The sequence below is a fragment of the Hyphomonas sp. CACIAM 19H1 genome (assembly GCF_003325995.1).
GTDB lineage: Bacteria > Pseudomonadota > Alphaproteobacteria > Caulobacterales > Hyphomonadaceae > Hyphomonas > Hyphomonas polymorpha.
The window spans coordinates 1,877,334-1,898,314 of the sequence record NZ_CP016437.1 but is presented as its reverse complement, the minus strand read 5'-3'; the positions used below and the strand labels follow the sequence as shown (position 1 = coordinate 1,898,314).

Below are 20,981 nucleotides of genomic sequence, written 5' to 3'. Positions count from 1 at the left end.
ATGACGGGTCAGCGGCGGGGCTGTTGTCAGCGCTAATTTCTAATGATAAGCGCCGCACAACCTTGGGGGGGTGCCTGTTTCGCGAGCGCCGCCCGCCTGACTTTTATTAGGGCATTTCCGCCCCCTAACTGAGACGGATTTCAAGACCTTGCCTGCCTCAAACGTGATCCAGACAAGCGAAACGGCCCAGCGCTACGCTCGCGCGCTCTTTGACCTGGCGCAGGAGAGGGGCGACCTGGCCTCCGTCCACAAGGATTTCCGGGCTTTTGCCGCGCTCATCAAATCCTCGGATGATCTGCGCAAGCTGCTCGATTCCCCCGCTTTTGGCCGCGACGTGAAAGTGTCTGCGCTGGCAGAAATCGCCAAAAAAGCTGGCTATTCGGCTCTCTTCGGCAAGTTCCTCGGCACGATGGCCGCCAACGGCCGCGCCGGGGACATTCTGGGCGCCGAATTCGCCTTTGACCAATTCTATGCGAAACAGCGCGGCGTTCAGCGCGCGATTGTTCGCACCGCACAAGAAATGACCGGCGCTGAAAAGTCCCGGATCGAATCGCTGCTTGCCAAGATGGTTGGCGGCGAAGTTGAACTCACCAGCGAAGTGGATGCTTCGCTGATTGGTGGCATCCAGCTCCGCCTGGGCTCGAAGCTCGTGGACGCCAGCGTCGCCAAGAAACTTGAACGCATGAACACCGTGATGAAGGGAGCATAAGAAGCTCGATGGACATTTCACCTGCAGAAATTTCGGGCATCCTGAAGTCTCAGATCGAGAATTTCGGCGTCGAAGCTGAAGTCTCGGACGTTGGCCAGGTGCTTTCCGTCGGTGACGGTATCGCCCGTATCTATGGTCTCGACAGCGTGCAGGCCGGCGAACTCGTGGAGTTCGATGGCGGCATCAAGGGCATGGCCCTGAACCTCGAGAAAGATAACGTCGGCGTCGTGATCTTCGGCGAAGACCGCAACATCAAAGAGGGCGACACCGTCAAGCGGACGTCCGAGATCGTGGCTGCCCCCGTTGGCAAAGGCCTCCTTGGCCGCGTCGTGAACGCGCTGGGTGAGCCGATCGACGGCAAAGGCCCCCTGAAAGATGTCGCCAGCCGCGCCCGCGTGGACGTGAAGGCGCCGGGCATCATCCCGCGTAAATCGGTTCATGAGCCGATGATGACGGGTATCAAGGCGATCGACGGCATGATCCCGGTTGGCCGTGGCCAGCGCGAGCTGATCATCGGTGACCGTCAGACCGGCAAGACCGCGATCTGCATCGATACCATCCTGAACCAGAAACCGACGAACGACGCGGCGAAATCCGACAAGGACAAGCTGTTCTGCGTCTACGTCGCAATCGGTCAGAAGCGTTCGACGGTTGCCCAGGTTGTAAAGGCACTCGAAGAGCGTGGCGCGCTCGACTACACGATCGTTGTTTCGGCAACGGCCTCGGAAGCTGCTCCGCTTCAGTACCTCGCGCCGTTCACCGGCTGCGCCATGGGTGAGTGGTTCCGCGATAACGGCATGCACGCCCTGATCATCTATGATGACCTTTCCAAGCAGGCTGTTGCTTATCGTCAGATGTCGCTGCTGCTGCGCCGCCCGCCGGGCCGCGAAGCCTATCCGGGCGACGTGTTCTACCTCCACTCGCGCCTGCTTGAGCGCGCTGCGAAGCTGAACGACGACAACGGTAACGGCTCGCTGACCGCTCTGCCGGTCATCGAGACCCAGGCAAACGACGTGTCGGCCTACATTCCGACCAACGTGATCTCGATCACCGATGGTCAGATCTTCCTCGAAACCGACCTCTTCAACTCGGGTATCCGCCCGGCCGTTAACGTCGGTCTGTCGGTGTCCCGCGTGGGTTCGGCGGCTCAGACGAAGGCGATGAAGAAAGTTGCCGGCTCGATGAAGGGTGAACTCGCCCAGTATCGCGAGATGGCTGCCTTCGCGAAGTTCGGTTCGGACCTTGATGCTGCGACCCAGCGCCTGCTGAACCGCGGTGCCCGCCTGACGGAACTCCTGAAACAGCCGCAATACTCGCCGCTGCTGATGGAAGAGCAGGTCGTCATCATCTACGCCGGTACGCGCGGCTATCTCGACAAGGTCGATCTGAAAGATGTGACCCGCTACGAGAGAGAACTGCTCGTCCACATGCGCGGCGCGAAGAAAGACCTTCTCGCCAAGCTTCGTGAGAAGAAAGAACTCACCAGCGAGATCGAAGACGAGATCAAGAAAGCGCTGGACGATTTCACTTCGAAATTCGCCTGATCTGTTGAGTGGACCAAGGACGGTAAAGGCCTGACATGCCCAGCTTGAAGGACCTTAAGAACCGGATCGGAAGCGTGAAATCCACGCAGAAGATCACGAAGGCGATGCAGCTGGTGGCTGCCGCCAAGCTGAAGCGCGCGCAGGACGCCGCGACGGCGGCGCGGCCCTATGCTGAGCGTCTGGCCGCGGTTCTCGCAAACCTCGCCGCAACGACTGGCCAGGGTGGCCCGAAACTGCTGACCGGTAACGGAAACGACCAGACCCATCTGATCGTGGTCATGACGGCGGAACGCGGCCTCGCTGGCGGCTTCAACGCCTATGTGGCCAAGCTTGCCCGCCAGAAGATCCAGCAACTTCAATCCGAAGGGAAGACCGTCAAAGTTCTGACCATCGGCAAGAAGGGCCGCGAAGTTCTGGCGCGTGAGTACGCTGCTCAGTTTGCCGGACACATCAGCCTTGCGGACGTGAAGAGCAACAACTTCGCCGATGCGGCGCTGTCGGTCGGCCAGAGGCTCACCCAGGGCTTCGAGAATGGCGAGTTTGACGTTGCCACGTTGATCTATTCGCAGTTCAAGAACGTGCTCTCGCAGGTTCCGACGGCTCAGCAGCTGATCCCGGCAACAGCGCCTGCAGGCGCACCGGCGATCGATCTGGGCGGCGCGCAGTACATCTACGAACCGTCCGAGGAAGCCATCCTCGAAACGCTTCTGCCGCGCTACATCAATACCCAGATCCTGTCCGCCATGCTGGAAAGCTCGGCGGGTGAGCAGGCGAGCCGCATGACCGCAATGGACAACGCGACCCGCAATGCCAAGGACCTGATCAAGGCGCTGAACCTGAAATACAACCGGGCACGCCAGGCACAGATTACCAAGGAGCTGATCGAGATCATCTCCGGGGCCGAAGCCCTCTAGACGCTAACCAGACCAGAATACTTCATCTCCCGAGGAGACGATCAGATGAGCACCCCCGCAAACGCCAAAGGCCGTGTATCCCAGGTCATCGGCGCCGTCGTTGACGTAGAATTTGATGGCGAACTGCCGTCGATCCTGAACGCACTCGAGACTGACAACAACGGCAACCGCCTGGTTCTGGAAGTTGCGCAGCACCTCGGCGAGAACACGGTTCGTACCATCGCCATGGACTCGACCGAAGGTCTCGTCCGCGGCCAGCCGGTCTCTGACACCGGCAAGTCGATCATGGTTCCGGTTGGTCCGGCCACGCTCGGCCGCATCATGAACGTCATCGGCCAGCCGATTGACGAGCGCGGTCCGGTGACCACCGATCTGCTCCGTCCGATCCACGCTCCGGCCCCGGAGTTCGTTGACCAGTCGACGGAAGCCGAAGTGCTCGTGACGGGTATCAAGGTTATCGACCTTCTCTGCCCCTACGCCAAAGGCGGCAAGATCGGCCTGTTCGGCGGCGCCGGCGTGGGCAAGACGGTTCTCATCATGGAACTCGTGAACAACATCGCCAAACTGTTCGGCGGTTACTCGGTGTTCGCGGGCGTCGGCGAGCGGACGCGTGAGGGCAACGACCTCTATCACGAGATGATCGAGTCGAACGTCATCAACCTGGAAGGCGAAAGCCGGATGTCGCTGGTCTATGGCCAGATGAACGAGCCGCCGGGCGCCCGTGCCCGCGTGGCTCTGACCGGTCTGACGCAAGCCGAATACTTCCGCGATGTGGAAGGCAAGGACGTTCTATTCTTCGTCGACAACATCTTCCGCTTCACGCAGGCCGGTTCGGAAGTGTCCGCGCTGCTCGGCCGTATTCCTTCAGCTGTGGGTTACCAGCCGACGCTGGCCACCGATATGGGCGCCCTTCAGGAGCGCATCACCTCGACCAACAAGGGATCGATCACCTCGGTTCAGGCCGTCTACGTTCCCGCGGACGACCTTACCGACCCGGCGCCGGCAACCTCGTTTGCTCACCTTGACGCAACGACGGTTCTCTCGCGCTCGATCGCTGAAAAAGGTATCTACCCGGCTGTGGATCCGCTCGACTCCACCTCGCGTATTCTCGACCCGATGGTTGTCGGTGAAGAGCACTACGAAGTCGCCCGCGGCGTTCAGCAGATCCTGCAGAAATATAAAGAGCTTCAGGACATCATCGCCATCCTCGGCATGGACGAGCTGTCGGAAGACGACAAGATCACCGTTGCCCGCGCCCGTAAAGTCGAGCGTTTCCTTTCGCAGCCATTCGACGTTGCGCAGGTGTTCACCGGTTCGCCGGGTGTGCAGGTGAAACTCGAAGACACGATCAAGGGCTTCAAAGGCCTGATCAGCGGCGAGTTCGACCATCTGCCGGAGCCGGCCTTCTACATGGTTGGCAACATCGAGGAAGCGAAAGCCAAAGCCGCGAAGCTGATGGCGGAAGCTGCCTGAGGAATTAGTTGATGGCTGACAAGCTGCACTTCTCGCTCGTGTCGCCTGCCCGGGAGCTGTTCTCGGGCGAGGTCGATCATGTGATCGCTCCGGGCACGGAAGGCGAGTTCGGCGTGCTGGTGAACCATGCGCCGTTCATGACGACGCTCAAGAACGGCGTTGTGCGCGTTCTGGAAGGCGATGTTGTGCGATATCGCTTTTATGTGCGCGGCGGTTTTGCTGACGTGACTCCCGCCGGCCTCACGATCCTTGCTGAAGAAGCTCGCAATCTTTCCGATGCGAATGCGCAGGAGATCGATGTCGAGATCGAGGCGGCGAAGATCAAGCTGCTTGAACTGGACGCCGGGGACAGCAAGCGCGCTGTCTACGAGCATCAGATTTCGTATCTGGAAGGCCTGCGCAGCGCGCTCGCCAACTGATAAGGATACTGATCAATTAAAAAACCCCGGCTGACTGGCCGGGGTTTTTTGTTTGCGCAGAAGATCTGCTTATACAAACACGGCAATGGTCTGACGGCCCACCATGATAGGCTGGCGTTGCTTGTTCCAGAGCAGCATTTCCTGGCTGGAATATCCGTTGCGCGCCGTCTGGGCGACATGCCGGGCGAGGAACCAGCGATCCTGTGTCTCGATGTCCTCTGTGAGGAATTCCGCCATCCATGTCATTGAGCTGATGCGGCCCGGTTCACGGAACATTGCCATGGTGGCGGGAGGGGGCGCATCGGCCAAGGCCAGCAGAGAGGTCGCGTCCATTGGCGTGGCCGGGTCCTTGTGGCGCATCCAGATCGAAACGTCTGCCTTGTCCGCGCCGGACATAGGCGGGGTGCCTCCGGCGATCAGCATGTCGAAATTCTGGGCGAAGGCGGGCCCCTGATGGTTCCGGAAATAGGGGGGGACATCTTCCGGGGCCGGCAATTCGGGCGCAGGCAGATCAACCAGATCAATTGAGGACTGGCGGGGGGCGCCGAATGTCATGATGGCTTCGGCCAGCACGCCGTCTGCACCTGTCATCCGTACGGAAACAAAGACCGTGTTCTTTCCCTGCCGCAGCACTTCGGCCTTGCAGGTGACCTCACCATTCACAGGGCCGACAAAGGCTATCTGAGCGGCGCGGGCGGGCAGGCCGGGCGCAAGGGACCGTGCGGCCTCCAGGCAGAGTGCGGCGGTGAGCCCGCCATAGGCGGTGCGGCCCTGCATCCATGTCTCGGGAATATTGGTGCGGTGCGTGCCGTCGGCTGTTCTGGAGATCGAGGACAGCAACTCAGTGTAGTTCATCGGTCTGCTCCTGGGAGGGTGGACAGGTGACACGCCAGCATAGTTCCGAAAAAGAACCAACCCGTCACGTTGCGTCACATGAAAACGCCCCGGCTGGCGGGCCGGGGCGTGAAAGCAATTCCGGGGGCTGGCTTAGTGCTGGCTTTCCGGGGTGGAAACGCGAAGGCCGTCGAGGGAGTCGGTTACCTTGATCTGGCAGGAGAGGCGCGAGTTCGGCTTCACGTTCTCTGCAAAGTCCAGCATCGACTTTTCCATCTCTTCCTGAACCCCGGTTTTCTCCAGGAAGGCCTCGTCGACATAGACATGGCAGGTGGCGCAGGCGCAGGCCCCGCCGCAATCAGCGTCAATTCCCGGAATGGAATTTTTGATCGCCGCTTCCATTACAGATTCGCCGTTCTTCGCTTCCACCGTGCGTTCGGTGCCGTCATGCGAAATATAGGTGATCTTTGCCATGTGGGTTTCCGTCTCCTTCAGGCCGCTGCAGTTGCGGCGATGTCTTTCATCGGGATTGATGTGTCGCTGAGTATTTCAGGTGCAATCTTTGCGCCTGCCATGATGAGTTTCTTCGAGGCCAGGAATTCGGGGGCACTGTTGACCGCGTCAACGGCAATCAGCGTACCCTGACGCAGATAGAAGGCGGCAAACTTCCGGGCCTTCGGATCGCCGCGCAGGACGATGGTGTCATAATCCGTGCTGAGGCCGGCGATCTGGAGTTTGAGATCATATTGGTCCGACCAGAACCAGGGGCAGTCTTCGGCTGGCCGGGGAAGGCCAAGGATGGCGGCGGCCACCAGCTTGCCCTGTTCGATGGCGTTGTGGACGCTCTCAAGGCGGCCCGTGCGGCCGTAATGCACCAGCGGGCGGCTGGCGCAGTCACCGGCCGCGAAGACGCGCGGGTCTGAGGTGCGCCCGTCCCGGTCTGTCAGGATACCGTTGGCGCAGGCGATGCCGGCGTCTTTTGCCAGTTCCTCATTGGGCAGGATGCCAATGCCGACGAGGACAATGTCCGCCGGCAGACGGGTGCCATCGGCCAGCACGGCAGCGCTGACAGCGCCATCGGCGCCATCGAGATGCGAAAGGGCCGTATTCGTCAGGATCTTCACGCCTTTGGCAGTGTGCTCATGGGCGTAGAAGTCGCTCATCACCGGGCTGGTGACGCGGGCAAGCACGCGGGGCGCCATTTCCAGAACAGTCACCTCAAGGCCCATGGTGCAGGCCACAGCCGCGGCCTCCAGGCCGATATAGCCCGCGCCGATGATCACCATGCGGCGCCCGGAAACCATCTGCGGGCGGATGCGCTCGACGTCAGACAGGGTGCGCAGGTCATGGACGCCCGCGAGATCGGCGCCCTGGCAGGGCAGCTTGCGCGGGCGGGAACCGGTGGCGAGGATCAGGGCGTCATAGTCCAGCACACCGCCATGTTCGATGTGCAGCTGGCGGGCGGCGCGGTCGATCCGCGTCGCATGGGCGCCGAGAATGACCTCGATATTATTGTCCTGATACCAGGCGGCGGGTTTGAAATAGAGCCGCTCCTCATCCATCTCGCCCTTCATATAGGCCTTGGAGAGCGGCGGGCGCTGATAGGGCAGCGCGGTTTCTTCCCCGACAATCGTGAGCGCGCCCTTATACCCACCCTGGCGCAAAGACTGGACAGCCTGCGCTGCCGCCTGTCCGGCGCCGGCAATCACAATCTTATCTGCGCCCGAAAGGTCCACGACGCCCCCTGTTTCCTATAATGACGCTAGCGTCAACTTTTGCTCGGTTGTAAGCACTTGTAACGCAGCGTGCAAGCACTGCAAGCCGGGTCACTCCGTCACACAATCTGGTTAAACCGAGGTTGCGTAGCGGCAGCGCAAGACTAAGAGAGAGCATGGCGACAACTTTCGATCTTGCGGATGAGGCGGCGACGCTGGCGCTGGGGGGGGCACTGGCCAAGATCCTGCGCGCAGGCGATTTCGTAGCCCTGCATGGCGACCTCGGCGCGGGCAAGACGACCCTGACGCGCGGGCTGATCCAGGCCCTGCTGGGGGAGGGGGAAGAGGTGCCGAGCCCTACTTACACACTGGTCCAGGTTTATGAGGGGCCAGACTTTCCGCTCTGGCATTTCGACCTCTACCGGCTGGATGATCCAGACGGGGTAGAGGAGCTGGGTTGGGATGATACGGTCGAGGGGGCGGCTCTGGTGGAATGGCCGGAGCGGGCCGGACGGCACTTGCCGAAGCAGCGTCTGGACGTGTTGCTTGAAATTCAGGGCGATCAGCGCCGGGTGAGGCTGGAACCGAGGGGCGAAGGCTGGCAGGAACGGCTGCATGGATTCAGCCTCTGACTCGCGCACGCATGAGATTGACCGGTTCCTCGCCAGCGTGGGCGATGGATGGGACCGGGCAAATCGCAAATCCCTTGGCCAGGATGCTTCGACCCGCCGCTATATCCGCCTCCTCAGAGAAGATGGCGCCAGCGCCCTGCTGATGGACGCGCCGAGGGTTGAGGATGATCCCTGCCCGCCGGAGGCTGACCGGGCATTGCGCGAGAAAATGGGCTGGAACGCGATGACGCGGTTGGCGGCCTCGCGTGTCGAGGCGTTCGCGCTGATTGCCGGGCATCTGCGCAGCCTGGGGCTGGAAGCGCCGGAGGTATATGCGTTCGATCCGGCGCAAGGCTTTGCGCTGATCGAGGATTTTGGCGAGGGGCGCGAGTTTGCCCGGATGATTGAGCGGGGCGAGGCGGACGAGCAGACGCTTTACCGCGCGGCCGCAGAGACGCTGGCACTTCTCCACGCGGCGCCGGTGCCGCAGCGGCTTGAAAAGGATGGGATTGTCTGGCCGATCCTGGACTTCGACGCGGTCGCGCTGGGGGCCAATGCCGATCTCTATGCCGACTGGTTGCCGCTGGAAGCGGGCGGAACCAAGCTGACAGGCGCAGCGCGGGCGCGCTGGGAGGCCGAGCGGAACGCGCTGATCGGAAAAGCCATGTCTTTTCCGAGGGCTTTCACGCTGCGGGACTATCATGCGGAAAATCTGCTGTGGTTGGCGGGTGGCCGGGTGGGTCTTCTGGACTTTCAGGACGCGGTGCGCGGCTGGGACGCCTGGGACATGGCAATGCTGACCCAGGACGCGCGCAGAGCCGTCTCAGCGGCGGCAGCGGAAGACGCCATCCGGACATTTCTGGACAAAACCGGACAGGACCGGATGGATTTTGAGGAGCGGTTGGCCGTAATCGGCGCCCTCAATGCCTTGCGGATTGCGGGTGTCTTCTCCCGCCTGCAGCATCGGGACAAGAAGCCCCGTTATGGTGAGTTCCAGCCCCGGCAGCTTTCCATCCTCGCCCGTAATCTGGCCCACCCTTCGCTGGCAGGCATGCGGGCGTTCGTCATGGAGCAGACCCCCTTCGTATTTGAGGCCAAGGCATGAGCGTTCCGGTTCCGCATACGGCGATGGTGCTTGCCGCAGGTCTCGGCACGCGCATGCGGCCGCTGACCAATGACTGCCCCAAGCCGCTGATCCCGGTGCGCGGGCGCAGGCTGATTGACCGGGTGATCGGCCCGCTGAAGACGGCAGGCGTGAAGCGCCTGGTGGTGAATGTGCATTACCTGCCGGAGCAGATTGAGGCGTATCTGGAAACGCTGACGGATTTCGAAGTGATCGTGTCCGACGAGCGCGGCGAGGTGCTGGAGACTGGCGGGGGCCTGGCCAAGGCGCGGCCGCTGCTGGGCGAGGAGCCGGTGTTTGTGCTGAATACTGATGCCTTCTGGTTTCCCGAGGTGGCTGATCCGCTGTTGGCGCTGGCGCAGGCATTTGACCCGGCGCAGGAGGATGAGCGCCTTCTGGTGGCTGACACCGGACGGGCGCTGGGCTTTGACGGGCCGGGCGACTTCTTCATGGACGGCGAAGGCCGCCTGACCCGGCGCGGCACGGCGGCGAGGGCGCCCTGGGCCTATGCGGGCGTACGGATCATCAAGCCGCAGGTTTATGACGGGCAGCCGGTGGAGCGGTTTTCGGCGCTGCGCATCTGGGATGGCTTGATCCCCCAGGGGCGCTTGCGGGGCCTGACGCTTGATTCTTTCTGGTTGCATGTGGGCGACCCGCAGGCGCTGAAAGATGCCGAAATGTGGGTGGCCTGTCATGGCGGCTGACGCGCTGTTCGGCCCGGATGCCTCGCGCATCCGGACGATTGCGCCGGGCACGGCCTTTGTGAAGGAACTTGCGCGCGCGCTGGCCGAGGAGACATCGCTCGCCACCAAGCCAGACGCGCTGGCCGATGCTATTATCTATGTGCCCAACCGCCGGTCTGCGCGCGCATTGTCGCTGGCGCTCTATGATGCGGCGGGGGAACAGACGATCCTACCTCCGGACATCCGGGCATTGGGTGATCTGGACAGCGGAGAGCCACCGCCGATTGCCGAACAGGCCCTTTCCGGCGCCGTGCCCCCGCTTTCGGGCGCGCGGCAACTGGGCGTTCTGTCGACGCTGGTGCGCCATTATTATCAGAGCGCCATGGGCATTGACCTGCCGCCGGCCTCCGCCCTTTCGGCAGCGCGGGAGCTGGGCCGTCTGCTGGAGCAGGCGGCAATGAGCGAAGACGCCGACTGGAGCCGGCTGGAGACGTTGAGCCTGGGCGACCTTGCCTCGCACTGGTCGCGTTCGGCAGATTTCCTAAAGATCGTCACCCAGCTCTGGCCGGAATGGCTGGCCGAGAACCGGGCATCTGATCCCTACAAAGAGCGGTTACGCGCGGCGCGGGCGCTGGCTGACCATTGGCAGAAAGCGCCGCCTGCCGGACCTGTGATCATTGCCGGCTCCACTGGAGCAACGCCGCCGGGACGCATCCTGATGCGGGCAGTTCTGGAATTACCCATGGGCCTGATTGTGTTGCCAGGGCTCGATACGGCGCTGAACGAGCGGCAGTGGGACGCGGTGATCAGCGCGCCGGGCCACCCGCAGAACACGCTGATACGTACCCTGAAGGCGCTGGGCAGGCCGCCGGAGAGCGTTGTGCCGTGGCCGGGGATCTCTGCCGATGCGCCTGCGCGCGCGCGCGTGCGCCTGATCCATGAAGCGCTGGCGCCCGCCGAAGAGACAGCGGACTGGCGCGCGACGCTGGAAGAACTGGCCCTCGCGGGCGGGCAACCGATTGAGGAATTTGTGCGCGACGGCCTGAAGGGCCTCAGCGTGGCAGAAACACCAAACGAAGCGGCGGAAGCAGAAGCCGCCGCGCTGCTGATGCGGGAGACGCTGGAGCGGCCTGGGGAGACGGCGGCTCTGGTGACGCCCGACGCAGGCCTTGCGCGGCGAGTTTCCGCGCTGCTCGGCCGGTGGGGCATACATGTGCCGCCTTCGGCGCCTGTGCCCCTGGGGCGGACGCTGGCGGGAAGCCTGATCGGGCTTTGCGCGCGCTGGGCGGCCGACCCCGGCGAACCAGCTGTCTTGGCAGCTGTGCTGAAGCATCCTTTTGTTCGTGGAAAGATGGATTCAGGAAAGCTGGACCTTTATTTCCTGAGGGGGCCGCGCCGCTGGAAAAGCCTGGATGATCTCGCCCACAGCATCGACATTCGCGACAAGCTGGAGCAGCATTCGCCTTTCCAGCGGGAAGACCAGGATGAGGCAATTCTTCTGGTGCGCCGCCTTGCCGGGATCATGGAAGAGACGGGATCGGACTTTTCCAGTCTGGAGGCAGTGACGGCGGAGGAGGCCGCAAGGCGCGTGGCCGATCTGTCCGGCGCGATCAGCCAAACGCCGATGCCCTGGGCAGGCGAGGACGGCGCAGGGGCCTCAAACCTTCTGCAGCGGCTGGCCGAACTAGGGCCGTTCCTGGGGGAGATGAGTCCGGAAGCCTTTGCCGATCTGGTCGATGCGGAATCCTCCACGCTGCCCGTGCAGACGGGTCAGCCAGAGCATCCTCGGCTCTCTATCTGGGGTCCGCTGGAGGCGCGTCTTCAGTCTGCGGACAGGTTGATCCTTGCGGGCCTCAACGAAGATGTATGGCCTGAGAAGCCGCCCGCCGATGCCTTCCTGCCGCGCCGGTTTCGCGCGCCTCTGGGGCTGAATGATCCGGAAGAGCGGATGGGCCTTTCGGCGCACGACTTTGCGCAACTGGCGGCGGCGCCGCATGTGGTAATGCTGTATGCCGCGCGGCGGGATGACAGCCCGGCGGTGGCGTCCCGCTGGGTATGGCGGTTGCGGACATTGGCGGAGGGCGCGTTCGGGGAGCGGACGGCGAAGCTGCTCAAGGGCGAAACACGCCATCTTCTGGATTGGGTGAACGCCCTTCAGACACGCGGATTAGGCAGCCTGCCGGCAGATTTCAGTGCCGAGCCAAAGCCGAAGAAGCGCGCGCCGGAGGACTGGCCCCGCCGGCTTTCTGTAACGCGGGTCGACCGGTTGCAGCGTGACCCCTATTCGATCTGGGCGGAGTCCGTTCTGGGGCTTCGCCAGGTGGATGTGCTGGGCGCGCCGCTGGCAAGCAATCTGCGCGGAACGGCAATCCATGCGGCCTTGGATGCGTTTGAGGCAGATGGCGTTGCGAAGGATGCCGAAACGCTGCTGACGCTGATCCGCGAGGAGCTTGCGCGGACCGGGGAGCCGGAATCCGCCTGGGCGGGGCGTCTGGCCATCTGGCAGGATGTGGCCGGCTGGTATCTGGACTGGCGCCGGGAGCGGGACGTTTCAGGCGGCATTCTGCGCGAGGTGCGCGGGGAATATCGCAGCGATATTGCCGGGCATCCCTTCGAGCTGTCGGCGACGGCAGACCGGATCGAGCGGACGGCGACGGGCGCTCTGGTGATTGTGGACTTCAAGACGGGTCTGCCGCCTACGGACAAGGCCATTGATGCGGGTTATGATCAGCAGATGCCGTTGCAGGCGATCATTGCGGCCAAAGGCGGGTTTCAGAATGTCCGGGCTGCGCCGGTCGAAGCGCTGGAATATGTGTCTATCCGGGGGCGACCCGAGGCGCGGCGGATTGGCGAGAGCAAAAGCAGCCCGAAATCTCTGGCAGAACTGATCGCGGCGGCGGAAGACGGCTATGTGCGCCTGATCGCGGCGTATCGTGATCCAGCGGCAGTGTATGCATCTGCGCCGCGGGTGCAGTTCGTGAAGTATGACTACGGATATAATCTGCTGGCGCGGCGGGCGGAATGGAATCGGGATACACCGGGCGGGGATGGCGGCGATGAGTGAACATGCCCGGCATCAGGAAGCATTTGACGCGGCGGTGAAGGCGCAGGCCGACGCGGCGAAGCCCACCGTTTCGGCCTTTGCCACGGCGAATGCAGGCAGTGGCAAGACCAAGGTTCTGATCGACCGGGTGGCGCGCCTGCTGCTGCGGCGCGAGGATGGGCGGCCTGGGGCAGAGCCGGATTCGATCCTCTGTATCACCTACACCCGCGCGGCAGCGAACGAGATGCTGACGCGGCTTTTCCGTACGCTGGGCGATTGGGCGGTGAAGGAGGATGACAGCCTCCGAGAGGCCCTCGCCAAGCTGGAGGGGCGGACGGCGGAGAGCTATTCGAGGGACGATCTGCGCGATGCGCGGCGGCTGTTTGCGCGCGCGCTGGAAACGCCGGGCGGCCTGCGGATCGAGACGATTCATGCGTTCTGCGCGCGTATCCTGCGGCGGTTTCCGCTCGAGGCGGGGGTGGTGCCGGGCTTTACGGAGATGGAAGACCGGGACGCGCGGGCGCTGTGGCAGACGGCCAAGGAGCGCGCGATCCTTGAGGCGGCCAGCGCGGCGCCGGAGGATCTGGCGCTGATCACGCGGGAAGCCATCAGTGAGGGGGCCTCAAGCGCGCTCGACGCGCTGAAAGGTTCAGGCGCGGCCGTGATGCGGTTCGCCGAGCGGCATGATTTCGTCATTGAGCACATGATGGAAGCCTTGCGGGGCGATCTGGGCGCGTCTCGCGAGACGCCGGAGGAAATCCTGGCGGCAGCGATGGGCGATGCCTTGCCGAGGGAAGCGATCCGCGAGGCGTTGCGCGCGCTGCTCTCGGGCACAACGACGGATCAGAAGCGGGCCGAAGCGCTGGAGCAGACGCTGGCGGCGGAAACGCCCGGGGCAGTTTGGGCGGCGTATGCGCCCTTTTTCCTCACGGAGAAGGGCGAGTTCCGGGCGCAGAACCCCTACACCAAGAAGACCGGCGAGCTTTGCCCGCTCCTGCAGGAGTATTTCCAGATAAAGGACGGCGAAGGCCGGGAGACGGCGCGGGTGCGCGCGCTGGTGGAGACATTGCAGCGGGCGCGGTCGTTTGCGCGCACGGCAGCATTGATCCGCATCGGCCTGCCGGCGCTGGAGGCCTACCGGGACGAGAAAGCGCGCCGCGGGGCGCTGGACTTTGACGACCTGATCCAGAAGACGCGGGAACTGCTGGAAGCCGAAGGGATGGCGAGCTGGGTGCTCTACAAGCTGGATGGCAGCATCTCTCATGTGTTGCTGGACGAGGCGCAGGATACGAGCCCCGAGCAGTGGGATTTAATCCGGGCGCTGACGAACGAATTTGGCGCTGGGGAAGGCCGTGACTATTCGCAAGACCCGCGCACAATGTTCATTGTGGGGGACGAGAAGCAGTCGATCTATTCGTTCCAGGGCGCAGAGCCGGAGCGGCTGCTGAAGGAAACGCAGCGGCTGACCGAGCGGATGCCGGGCGCTACCGGCGTGGAAATGCTGATGTCATTCCGCTCAGCGCCCGAAGTGCTGACATTTGTGGATACAGTGTGGAATCGGTCGCCGCCGATTGATGTGGGGATTGGTGGCGCTCCGCCGCAGACTGCCAACGATATTCAGCATACGGCGCGGCGTTGGGATCAGCATGGCGCGGTGGAAATCTGGCCGATTGAACCGAAGGTGCCAGATGATGAAACCGATGCGTGGGAGCGTCCGGTGGACGTGGTGCGGGCGACCTCGCCCAAGGCAAAGCTGGCGGCAGGTGTAGCGCGGGCCGTGCGGCAGATGATCGATCGGGGCGAAACGATCTGGGAGGGCAAGGCCGAGCGGGCGATGCGGCCGGAAGACGTGCTGATCCTGGTGAGCAAGCGGCAAGGCGGCCTGTTTGACTCGCTGATTACAGCGCTGAAGGCAGAAGGGTTGCCAGTCGCGGGCGCTGACCGGCTGATCCTGACGGATTTCATCGGGGTGCAGGACTGTCTGAACCTGATGCGGTTTGCGACGCTGGACCTGCGCGATCTGACGTTGGCGGAAATTTTGCGGGGACCGTTCTGCGGACTGGTGGATGACGATCAATACCTGTTCCCGCTCGCCTCGCGCCGGGCGAAGGGGGAAACGCTCTGGTCCCGTGTGAAGGCGAGCGATGACCCGGATGTTCAGCGGGCGGCACGTTTTCTTCAGGGATTGTTCGACCGCGCGCACCTGCCGCCTTACGAGTTCCTGAGCCATGTGCTCGACAGGGTGGGGGAAGGCGGGCTGACAGGATGGGAACTGCTGAATGCGCGCCTCGGCACGCCGGCGCGTGATCCCATCGAGGCGCTTCTGTCTCGCGCCCTTGGCCATGACAGCGCGGGGCCATCCTCGCTGCAGTCTTTCGTGGCAGCGATGGAGGCCGAGGCGGTCGAGATCAAGCGCGACCTGGCAGAAGCCGGGCGCGAAGTGCGTGTGATGACAGTGCATGGCGCCAAGGGGCTTCAGGCGCCGGTGGTGATCCTGCCGGATACGACGTCCAAGCCAAAGACGAGCGCGCCTGCCGTGCTGGCGAGTGCCAATGCGGTGGTGTGGTCTCCGCGCAAGGATACGGATGCGGAAGCGTCGAAACGAGCGCGCGCCATTGCAGAAACCAAAGCGCGGGAGGAACACCGGCGCCTGCTATATGTCGCGCTGACACGGGCGCAGGACCGGCTGATCATTGCTGGCCACTGGCAGGGGCAGGCAGGCGAAGGGAAGACCGGCTACGAAAAGGATTCCTGGTATGCCCTCTGCGACATGGCGATGGCCGCGCTGGCACCGGAAGACTTCGAGCTGGGGCTGCGCTTTGGCAAGGTTTCCGTTGCGGGCGCCGGAGGAGCGTCGCCCAACGAGACCCCTTCGGGCGGGCTGCCGGGCTGGGCGTTGACGCCGCCGCAGGCTGATCCGGTGGTGCGGAAACTGTCTGCGCCGACGAGCCTGCTCGGCCCCAAGACGCGGATTGTGGCACCGTTCGATGCGGCGCGGGAGGAGCGCCTGAAGCGCGGGCGTGCCATCCATGCCTTGCTGCAATACCTACCGGAATTGCCCGAGGAGAAACGGGAAGCGGCAGCGGATGCCTACCTTTCCCGCGATGGGGAGCTGACGGCGGCGCAGCGGGCGGAGATGAAGGCGGCGGCTCTCGGCGTGATGCGTGATCCTGCGCTTGGCGCGATCTTTCAGCCTGGTGGGCGGGCTGAGGCGGCGATTATCGGGCGGTCACCGGAGCTGCCGGAGGGCACGGTGATCAACGGCCGGGTGGACCGGCTGGTGGTGACCCCGGCGCAGGTGCTGGTGATTGACTTCAAGACCGACCAGCCCGCACCGGACAGGCCCGAAGACGTGGCCGATACCTATGTGGCGCAGATGGCGGCCTATTGGGCGGTGCTGAAGACCGCCTTTCCGGACCGGGAAGTCGTGGCCGCGCTCTGCTGGACGGATGGGCCGCGCCTGATGCGCCTGCCGGAAGCGCAGCTTTTAGCAGTTCTCACAAGTGCGCGTGGCATGGTTTGACTTGGCCCGAGAGTCCCTATGTATCACACTCAAGAATTAGAATGCCGGCAGAAGGAGCCGCAACCATGGCAGCGATCAATGTAAATGAAGACGATTTCGACGGTGTGGTCACCGGTTCGGATACGCCTGTTGTCGTCGATTTCTGGGCCGAATGGTGCGGCCCGTGCAAGCAGATGTCTCCGCACCTGGAGGCCGTCGCCGAGGAAATGACCGGCAAGGTGAAGATCGTCAAACTGAACGTGGATGACTATCCGCTGGTCGGCGCCCGTTATGGCGTGCGCGGCCTGCCGACGCTCCTGATGTTCAAGGGCGGCAAGGTGACGGCCACCCGCAATGGTGCGATGAACCGCCAGGCGCTGACCGACTGGATCAAGCAGAGCCTTTAGGGCTCTGCCGCGCCCGGCGTTTTCAGGCGTTTTCGCTCGTCAGAGAAATGAAGACGTCTTCAAGGTCGGGCGCTTCGGTCGACAGGTCGGCAATGCCGATACCGGCGTTGCGAACGCGCTCCAGCAGACGGGCAATTCCCGTTTCACTGGTCCGGAAGGTGATGGCGACCCCGCCATCATTGCGTATTTTAACGTCCAGACCTGACAGGTCGCCCGGCACGGCGCTGAGCGGCTCTTTCGGGTAGATCACCAGCGTCTTGTAGTCGAGGCGGGAGAGAAGCTGGTGGGTCGGCTCACACGCAACGATTTCGCCGTGATTGACGATGGCGATGGTGTCGCAAAGCTCCTCGGCTTCTTCCAGATAGTGGGTCGTCAGGATGATCGTCGTGCCCTTGCCATGCAGTTCGCGCACATAGTCCCAGAGCAGGCGGCGGAGTTCGACGTCAACGCCGGCGGTCGGCTCATCAAGGATGAGCACCGGCGGATTGTGGACAAGGGCTTTTGCGACCATGAGGCGGCGCTTCATGCCGCCCGAGAGCTGGCGAACGTAAGCATCTTTCTTGTCGGCAAGGCCTAGCGCGGTGAGGATTTCCACCGTGCGCCGCTCGGCCTTGGGCACCCCATAGAAGCCAGCCATCAGTTCCAGCATCTCGAAAGGCGTAAAGAAAGGATCGGCGACGACTTCCTGATTCACGACGCCTATGGCCGCGCGGCTCTGGCGCGGATCCTGATCGATATCGAGGCCCCAGATTCGCGCGGTGCCCGATGTTTTTTTGACCAGGCCGGCGAGAATGTTGATGAAGGTGGATTTGCCTGCGCCGTTTGGTCCGAGAAGGCCGAAGATCGACCCGGTGGGAATGGTGAGGTTGATGCCGTTTAGCGCTTGTTTTTCCGGCATTTTTCCGGACGCAGCATAGGTTTTCCGCAGGTCGCGGACCTCAATCGCGTAGGTGGGGTCAGGCATGGTAAGTATTTTCCCGTTGGCAGGGTGCCTTGCGCGGTCCATGCCCAGTCTTTAGTTAGGATGCCGCTGGCTGCGTCGCAAGCAATCGCGTCACCGCCAATTCAGGAGAACCCAAGGCATGCCCGCCAAACGCGATGTTTTTACGCCGCCAGAAATTTCCATGGTCTCGAGCCACAAGGTTTCCTGCAATGGCGGAGGCGGCGCGCTCGGCCATCCCAAGGTCTGGTATGAGATGGGCGACGACGATTTCGTCGAGTGCAAATATTGCGACCGCCGTTTCGTGCTGATCGGTGGCAAGCAAGATCCCAACCGCGCACGCTAGGGAGGCGGCCCCACCAGGACCGGCGGCAAGCCCATGCAGATCCTGATTGCAGGCGGCGGAATCGGCGGACTGACGGCGGCGCTGGCTTTCCTGAAAGCAGGGCATTCGGTGACGGTGCTGGAAAAGGCGCCGGAGATTGCCGAAGTGGGCGCCGGCCTGCAGATCAGCCCGAATGGCATGAAGGTGCTTGATGCGCTGGGCGCGTCGGCGCGTGTGTCTCGGGATGCATTTCGTCCGCGTGCGCAGGAACTTCGTCTGGGGCGCAGTGGCGCGCGGATATTCAGTGTGCCGCTTCGCGAGGCGTCGCAGGCGCGGTGGCGGGGAGAGTATCTGCATATCCACCGGGCAGATCTGGTTGAGGCGCTGAAGGCATGTGTGACGGATCGCGCCCCGGACGCTGTGCGCCTTGGCGCGACGGTGACAGGGTATGAGAATACTGGAACCGGCATTGTTGCGCTGCTCAGCACGGGCGAGCGCGTGGCCGGAGACCTTCTGGTGGGGGCGGACGGCATTCATTCGTCGGTGCGCGCGCAGATGCTGGGCCCAGACAAGCCGCGCTTTACCGGCAATGTCGCCTGGCGGGCTGTGGTGCCTGTATCAAAGCTGGGCGATTATCCGCCTCCGGAGACGGCGTGTGTGTGGGCCGGAAAACGGCGCCATGCGGTAACCTATCGCCTGCGGCGGGGCAGCCTCGCGAATTTTGTTGGCGTAGTCGAATGTGCTGAGTCAGGGGACGAGTCCTGGACTTCAGTAGGCGCGCGGGAGCAGGCACTGAAGGACTTCAAGGGCTGGAACCCGGTGGTCCAACGGATCATTGACGAGGCGCCGCTGCTCTTGCGCTGGTCGCTCTATGATCGCCCCGAGATGCCGAAATGGCAGGACGGCCGGGCCGTGCTGCTGGGGGATGCCTGTCATCCCATGCTGCCTTTCATGGCGCAGGGCGCGGTGATGGCGATTGAGGACGCCTATGTGCTGGCCAAGGAAGTCGGCCGCGCGCTGGCGAAAGGCGAAGGGGCAGACGTCGAGGCTGGGCTCAAGGCGTATGAAGCAATCCGCAAGCCACGGGCAACGCGCGTGCAGAATGTGGCACGGGAGAACGCGGCGCTGTTCCACCGCTCCAATCCACTCTACCAGCTTGGCACCTATGGGCCGATGTGGGTGGCGGGAAAGTATCTGCCGTCTGTCGTGCATGGCCGGCACGACTGGCTTTATGGGCATGATGTAACCGGGCCCGGCTGAGCCGGGGTTGCGGCCAGCGGCCAATTCGGCCACCAATCAGGAAAACTTACGCAAAGGAAACGGGCGCAGAACATGCTGTCTGTACTGGATATTTTCCGGGTCGGAATCGGCCCTTCAAGTTCGCACACCGTTGGGCCGATCCGCATCGGAAACCGGTTCATGGCGCACCTCACCCAAAGCGGAAAGCTGGCGCAGACGGCGCGGATCGAGGCGGAGCTGCAGGGCTCTCTTGCGCTGACGGGGGTGGGCCACGCGACGCCCAAGGCGGTCGTGCTCGGGCTGCTCAATCTGGAACCTGAGACGCTGGACCCCGAGGAGGCCGACCGCCTTGTGGGGCAGGCGTATGAGCAGAAGCGCCTGATATTGGCTGATGGGCGAACAATAGAGTTTGATCCGGAGACGGATATTCGGTTTGCCTACGACATCATGCCCGACCTTCACCCCAACGGCTTGCGCATCCGGGCATTTGACGCAGCTGGCGCCACGCTTGCCGACGAAACCTGGTATTCCACAGGCGGCGGCTTCATTGCCACGCGCAAGCAGCTGGAAAAGCCGGTGGAAGACGACATTCTGCCGGTGGGCGATCCGGTGCCCTATGAATTCACGTCTGCGGCACGCCTGCTGGAGATCTGCCGTGCCAGCGGTCTCAATATTGATGAGGTGATCCTGGCCAACGAGGATGCCAAACGTCCGAGGGCGGAGACCGAAGCCGCTCTGGACAGGATTGCTGGTGTCATGATGGCGTGTATCGATCGGGGGCTTGTCCGCCGGGGTGAATTGCCGGGCGGGCTGAAAGTGCGCCGCCGCGCGCCGGAAATCTGGCAGAAACTTCAGGAGGGGCCGCCCTCCAATGAGCGCGAGCAGCTTTTTGACTGGCTGAACGTCTATGCCATGGCGGTGAATGAAGAGAATGCTGCGGGCGGGCAGGTCGTGACGGCGCCGACGAATGGCGCGGCGGGGATCATTCCGGCCGTGATCCGGCATTATTGTGCGGAGACGGAAGACGCAGCTGTGCGCCTGCGCCGGTTCCTGCTGACTGCCGGCGGGATTGGCCTTCTCTACAAGCAGAGAGCGTCCATTTCCGGCGCGGAGATGGGCTGTCAGGGGGAGGTTGGCGTGGCCTGCTCCATGGCGGCGGGCGGCCTTGCAGCGGTTTGGGGCGGCACACCGCAACAGGTGGCCAATGCAGCCGAGATCGGAATGGAGCATAATCTGGGTCTGACGTGCGATCCGGTGGGCGGTCTGGTGCAGATCCCGTGTATCGAGCGCAATGCGATCGGCGCGGTGAAGGCGGCAAATGCCGCGCGCCTGGCCCTCCATTCGCTTGAGCAGACAAAGGTATCTCTGGATCAGGTGATTGAAACGATGCGGCAGACGGGGCTGGACATGTCTTCCAAGTATAAGGAGACGAGCCAGGGCGGGCTCGCGGTTAACGTCATCGAATGCTAGGCAATTGACACAAAACATTATCAGAGCCGA

18 protein-coding genes are annotated in these 20,981 nt (G+C 63.1%); 14 read left to right on the top strand and 4 right to left on the bottom strand.

Features of this window, described 5'->3' with window-relative positions:
• Positions 1–148: 148 nt before the first annotated feature.
• From atpH to BBF93_RS08865, 5 genes are read left to right on the top strand one after another with little or no spacing between them, the layout of a single operon-like run.
• Entirely contained in the window at positions 149–709 is a 561-nt protein-coding gene (gene atpH, locus BBF93_RS08885; RefSeq protein ID WP_233349326.1) for an ATP synthase F1 subunit delta, read from the top strand.
• Positions 710–717: 8 nt separating this feature from the next.
• Complete coding sequence (gene atpA / locus BBF93_RS08880) at positions 718–2,253, top strand: F0F1 ATP synthase subunit alpha (protein WP_035596056.1); 1,536 nt, start codon at positions 718–720, stop codon at positions 2,251–2,253.
• Positions 2,254–2,288: 35 nt separating this feature from the next.
• Entirely contained in the window at positions 2,289–3,167 is an 879-nt protein-coding gene (locus BBF93_RS08875) for a F0F1 ATP synthase subunit gamma (protein ID WP_114105671.1), read from the top strand.
• Between the two features lie 45 nt (positions 3,168–3,212).
• The gene (gene atpD / locus BBF93_RS08870; RefSeq protein ID WP_035596062.1) at positions 3,213–4,640 is read left to right on the top strand and encodes a F0F1 ATP synthase subunit beta; all 1,428 of its coding nucleotides are present in this window, start codon (positions 3,213–3,215) and stop codon (positions 4,638–4,640) included.
• Positions 4,641–4,651: 11 nt separating this feature from the next.
• Entirely contained in the window at positions 4,652–5,059 is a 408-nt protein-coding gene (locus BBF93_RS08865) for a F0F1 ATP synthase subunit epsilon (RefSeq protein WP_035596065.1), read from the top strand.
• Between the two features lie 69 nt (positions 5,060–5,128).
• Here the strand turns inward: BBF93_RS08865 and BBF93_RS08860 are convergent, their stop codons facing one another.
• The 3 genes from BBF93_RS08860 to BBF93_RS08850 all read right to left on the bottom strand — a co-directional run bounded on the left by BBF93_RS08860 (position 5,129) and on the right by BBF93_RS08850 (position 7,629).
• Positions 5,129–5,914, bottom strand: coding sequence for a thioesterase family protein (locus BBF93_RS08860; RefSeq protein ID WP_114105670.1), 786 nt, complete (start codon positions 5,912–5,914; stop codon positions 5,129–5,131).
• A gap of 132 nt (positions 5,915–6,046) precedes the next feature.
• Positions 6,047–6,367 carry a 2Fe-2S iron-sulfur cluster-binding protein gene (locus BBF93_RS08855; RefSeq protein ID WP_035596070.1) on the bottom strand — a complete coding sequence of 107 codons (321 nt, stop codon included), beginning with the start codon at positions 6,365–6,367 and terminating at the stop codon, positions 6,047–6,049.
• 17 nt (positions 6,368–6,384) lie between these two features.
• Complete coding sequence (locus BBF93_RS08850) at positions 6,385–7,629, bottom strand: NAD(P)/FAD-dependent oxidoreductase (protein ID WP_114105669.1); 1,245 nt, start codon at positions 7,627–7,629, stop codon at positions 6,385–6,387.
• A gap of 155 nt (positions 7,630–7,784) precedes the next feature.
• Here BBF93_RS08850 and tsaE point away from each other — a divergent pair, with 155 nt between their 5' ends.
• From tsaE to trxA, 6 genes are all read left to right on the top strand, one after another.
• A complete protein-coding gene (gene tsaE / locus BBF93_RS08845) occupies positions 7,785–8,240 on the top strand; it encodes a tRNA (adenosine(37)-N6)-threonylcarbamoyltransferase complex ATPase subunit type 1 TsaE (RefSeq protein WP_035596074.1) in 456 nt (151 codons plus the stop codon).
• Entirely contained in the window at positions 8,224–9,324 is a 1,101-nt protein-coding gene (locus BBF93_RS08840) for an aminoglycoside phosphotransferase family protein (protein WP_114105668.1), read from the top strand. Before tsaE ends, BBF93_RS08840 begins: the two co-directional genes overlap by 17 nt.
• Positions 9,321–10,046, top strand: a complete 726-nt coding sequence (locus tag BBF93_RS08835; RefSeq protein ID WP_114105667.1) for a nucleotidyltransferase family protein — start codon at positions 9,321–9,323, stop codon at positions 10,044–10,046. Before BBF93_RS08840 ends, BBF93_RS08835 begins: the two co-directional genes overlap by 4 nt.
• On the top strand, positions 10,036–13,089 hold the full coding sequence (gene addB, locus BBF93_RS08830) for a double-strand break repair protein AddB (RefSeq protein WP_162786489.1): 3,054 nt from the start codon (positions 10,036–10,038) through the stop codon (positions 13,087–13,089). The genes BBF93_RS08835 and addB overlap by 11 nt, the downstream gene beginning before the upstream one ends.
• A complete protein-coding gene (addA, locus tag BBF93_RS08825) occupies positions 13,082–16,591 on the top strand; it encodes a double-strand break repair helicase AddA (RefSeq protein ID WP_162786488.1) in 3,510 nt (1,169 codons plus the stop codon). The genes addB and addA overlap by 8 nt, the downstream gene beginning before the upstream one ends.
• 65 nt (positions 16,592–16,656) lie before the next feature.
• Positions 16,657–16,977: a thioredoxin gene (trxA, locus tag BBF93_RS08820; protein ID WP_035596276.1), complete on the top strand. Its 321-nt coding sequence runs from the start codon at positions 16,657–16,659 to the stop codon at positions 16,975–16,977.
• 22 nt (positions 16,978–16,999) lie between these two features.
• Here the strand turns inward: trxA and BBF93_RS08815 are convergent, their stop codons facing one another.
• Positions 17,000–17,941, bottom strand: coding sequence for an ABC transporter ATP-binding protein (locus BBF93_RS08815; RefSeq protein ID WP_114105664.1), 942 nt, complete (start codon positions 17,939–17,941; stop codon positions 17,000–17,002).
• 118 nt (positions 17,942–18,059) lie between these two features.
• Between BBF93_RS08815 and BBF93_RS08810 the strand changes: the two genes are divergently transcribed.
• The 3 genes from BBF93_RS08810 (at position 18,060) to BBF93_RS08800 (ending at position 20,951) form a co-directional block, all read left to right on the top strand.
• Positions 18,060–18,263, top strand: coding sequence for a zinc-finger domain-containing protein (locus tag BBF93_RS08810; protein WP_035596084.1), 204 nt, complete (start codon positions 18,060–18,062; stop codon positions 18,261–18,263).
• 33 nt (positions 18,264–18,296) lie between these two features.
• Complete coding sequence (locus BBF93_RS08805; protein ID WP_114105663.1) at positions 18,297–19,502, top strand: FAD-dependent monooxygenase; 1,206 nt, start codon at positions 18,297–18,299, stop codon at positions 19,500–19,502.
• 72 nt (positions 19,503–19,574) lie between these two features.
• On the top strand, positions 19,575–20,951 hold the full coding sequence (locus BBF93_RS08800) for an L-serine ammonia-lyase (protein ID WP_114105662.1): 1,377 nt from the start codon (positions 19,575–19,577) through the stop codon (positions 20,949–20,951).
• The last annotated feature ends 30 nt before the right edge of the window (positions 20,952–20,981 follow it).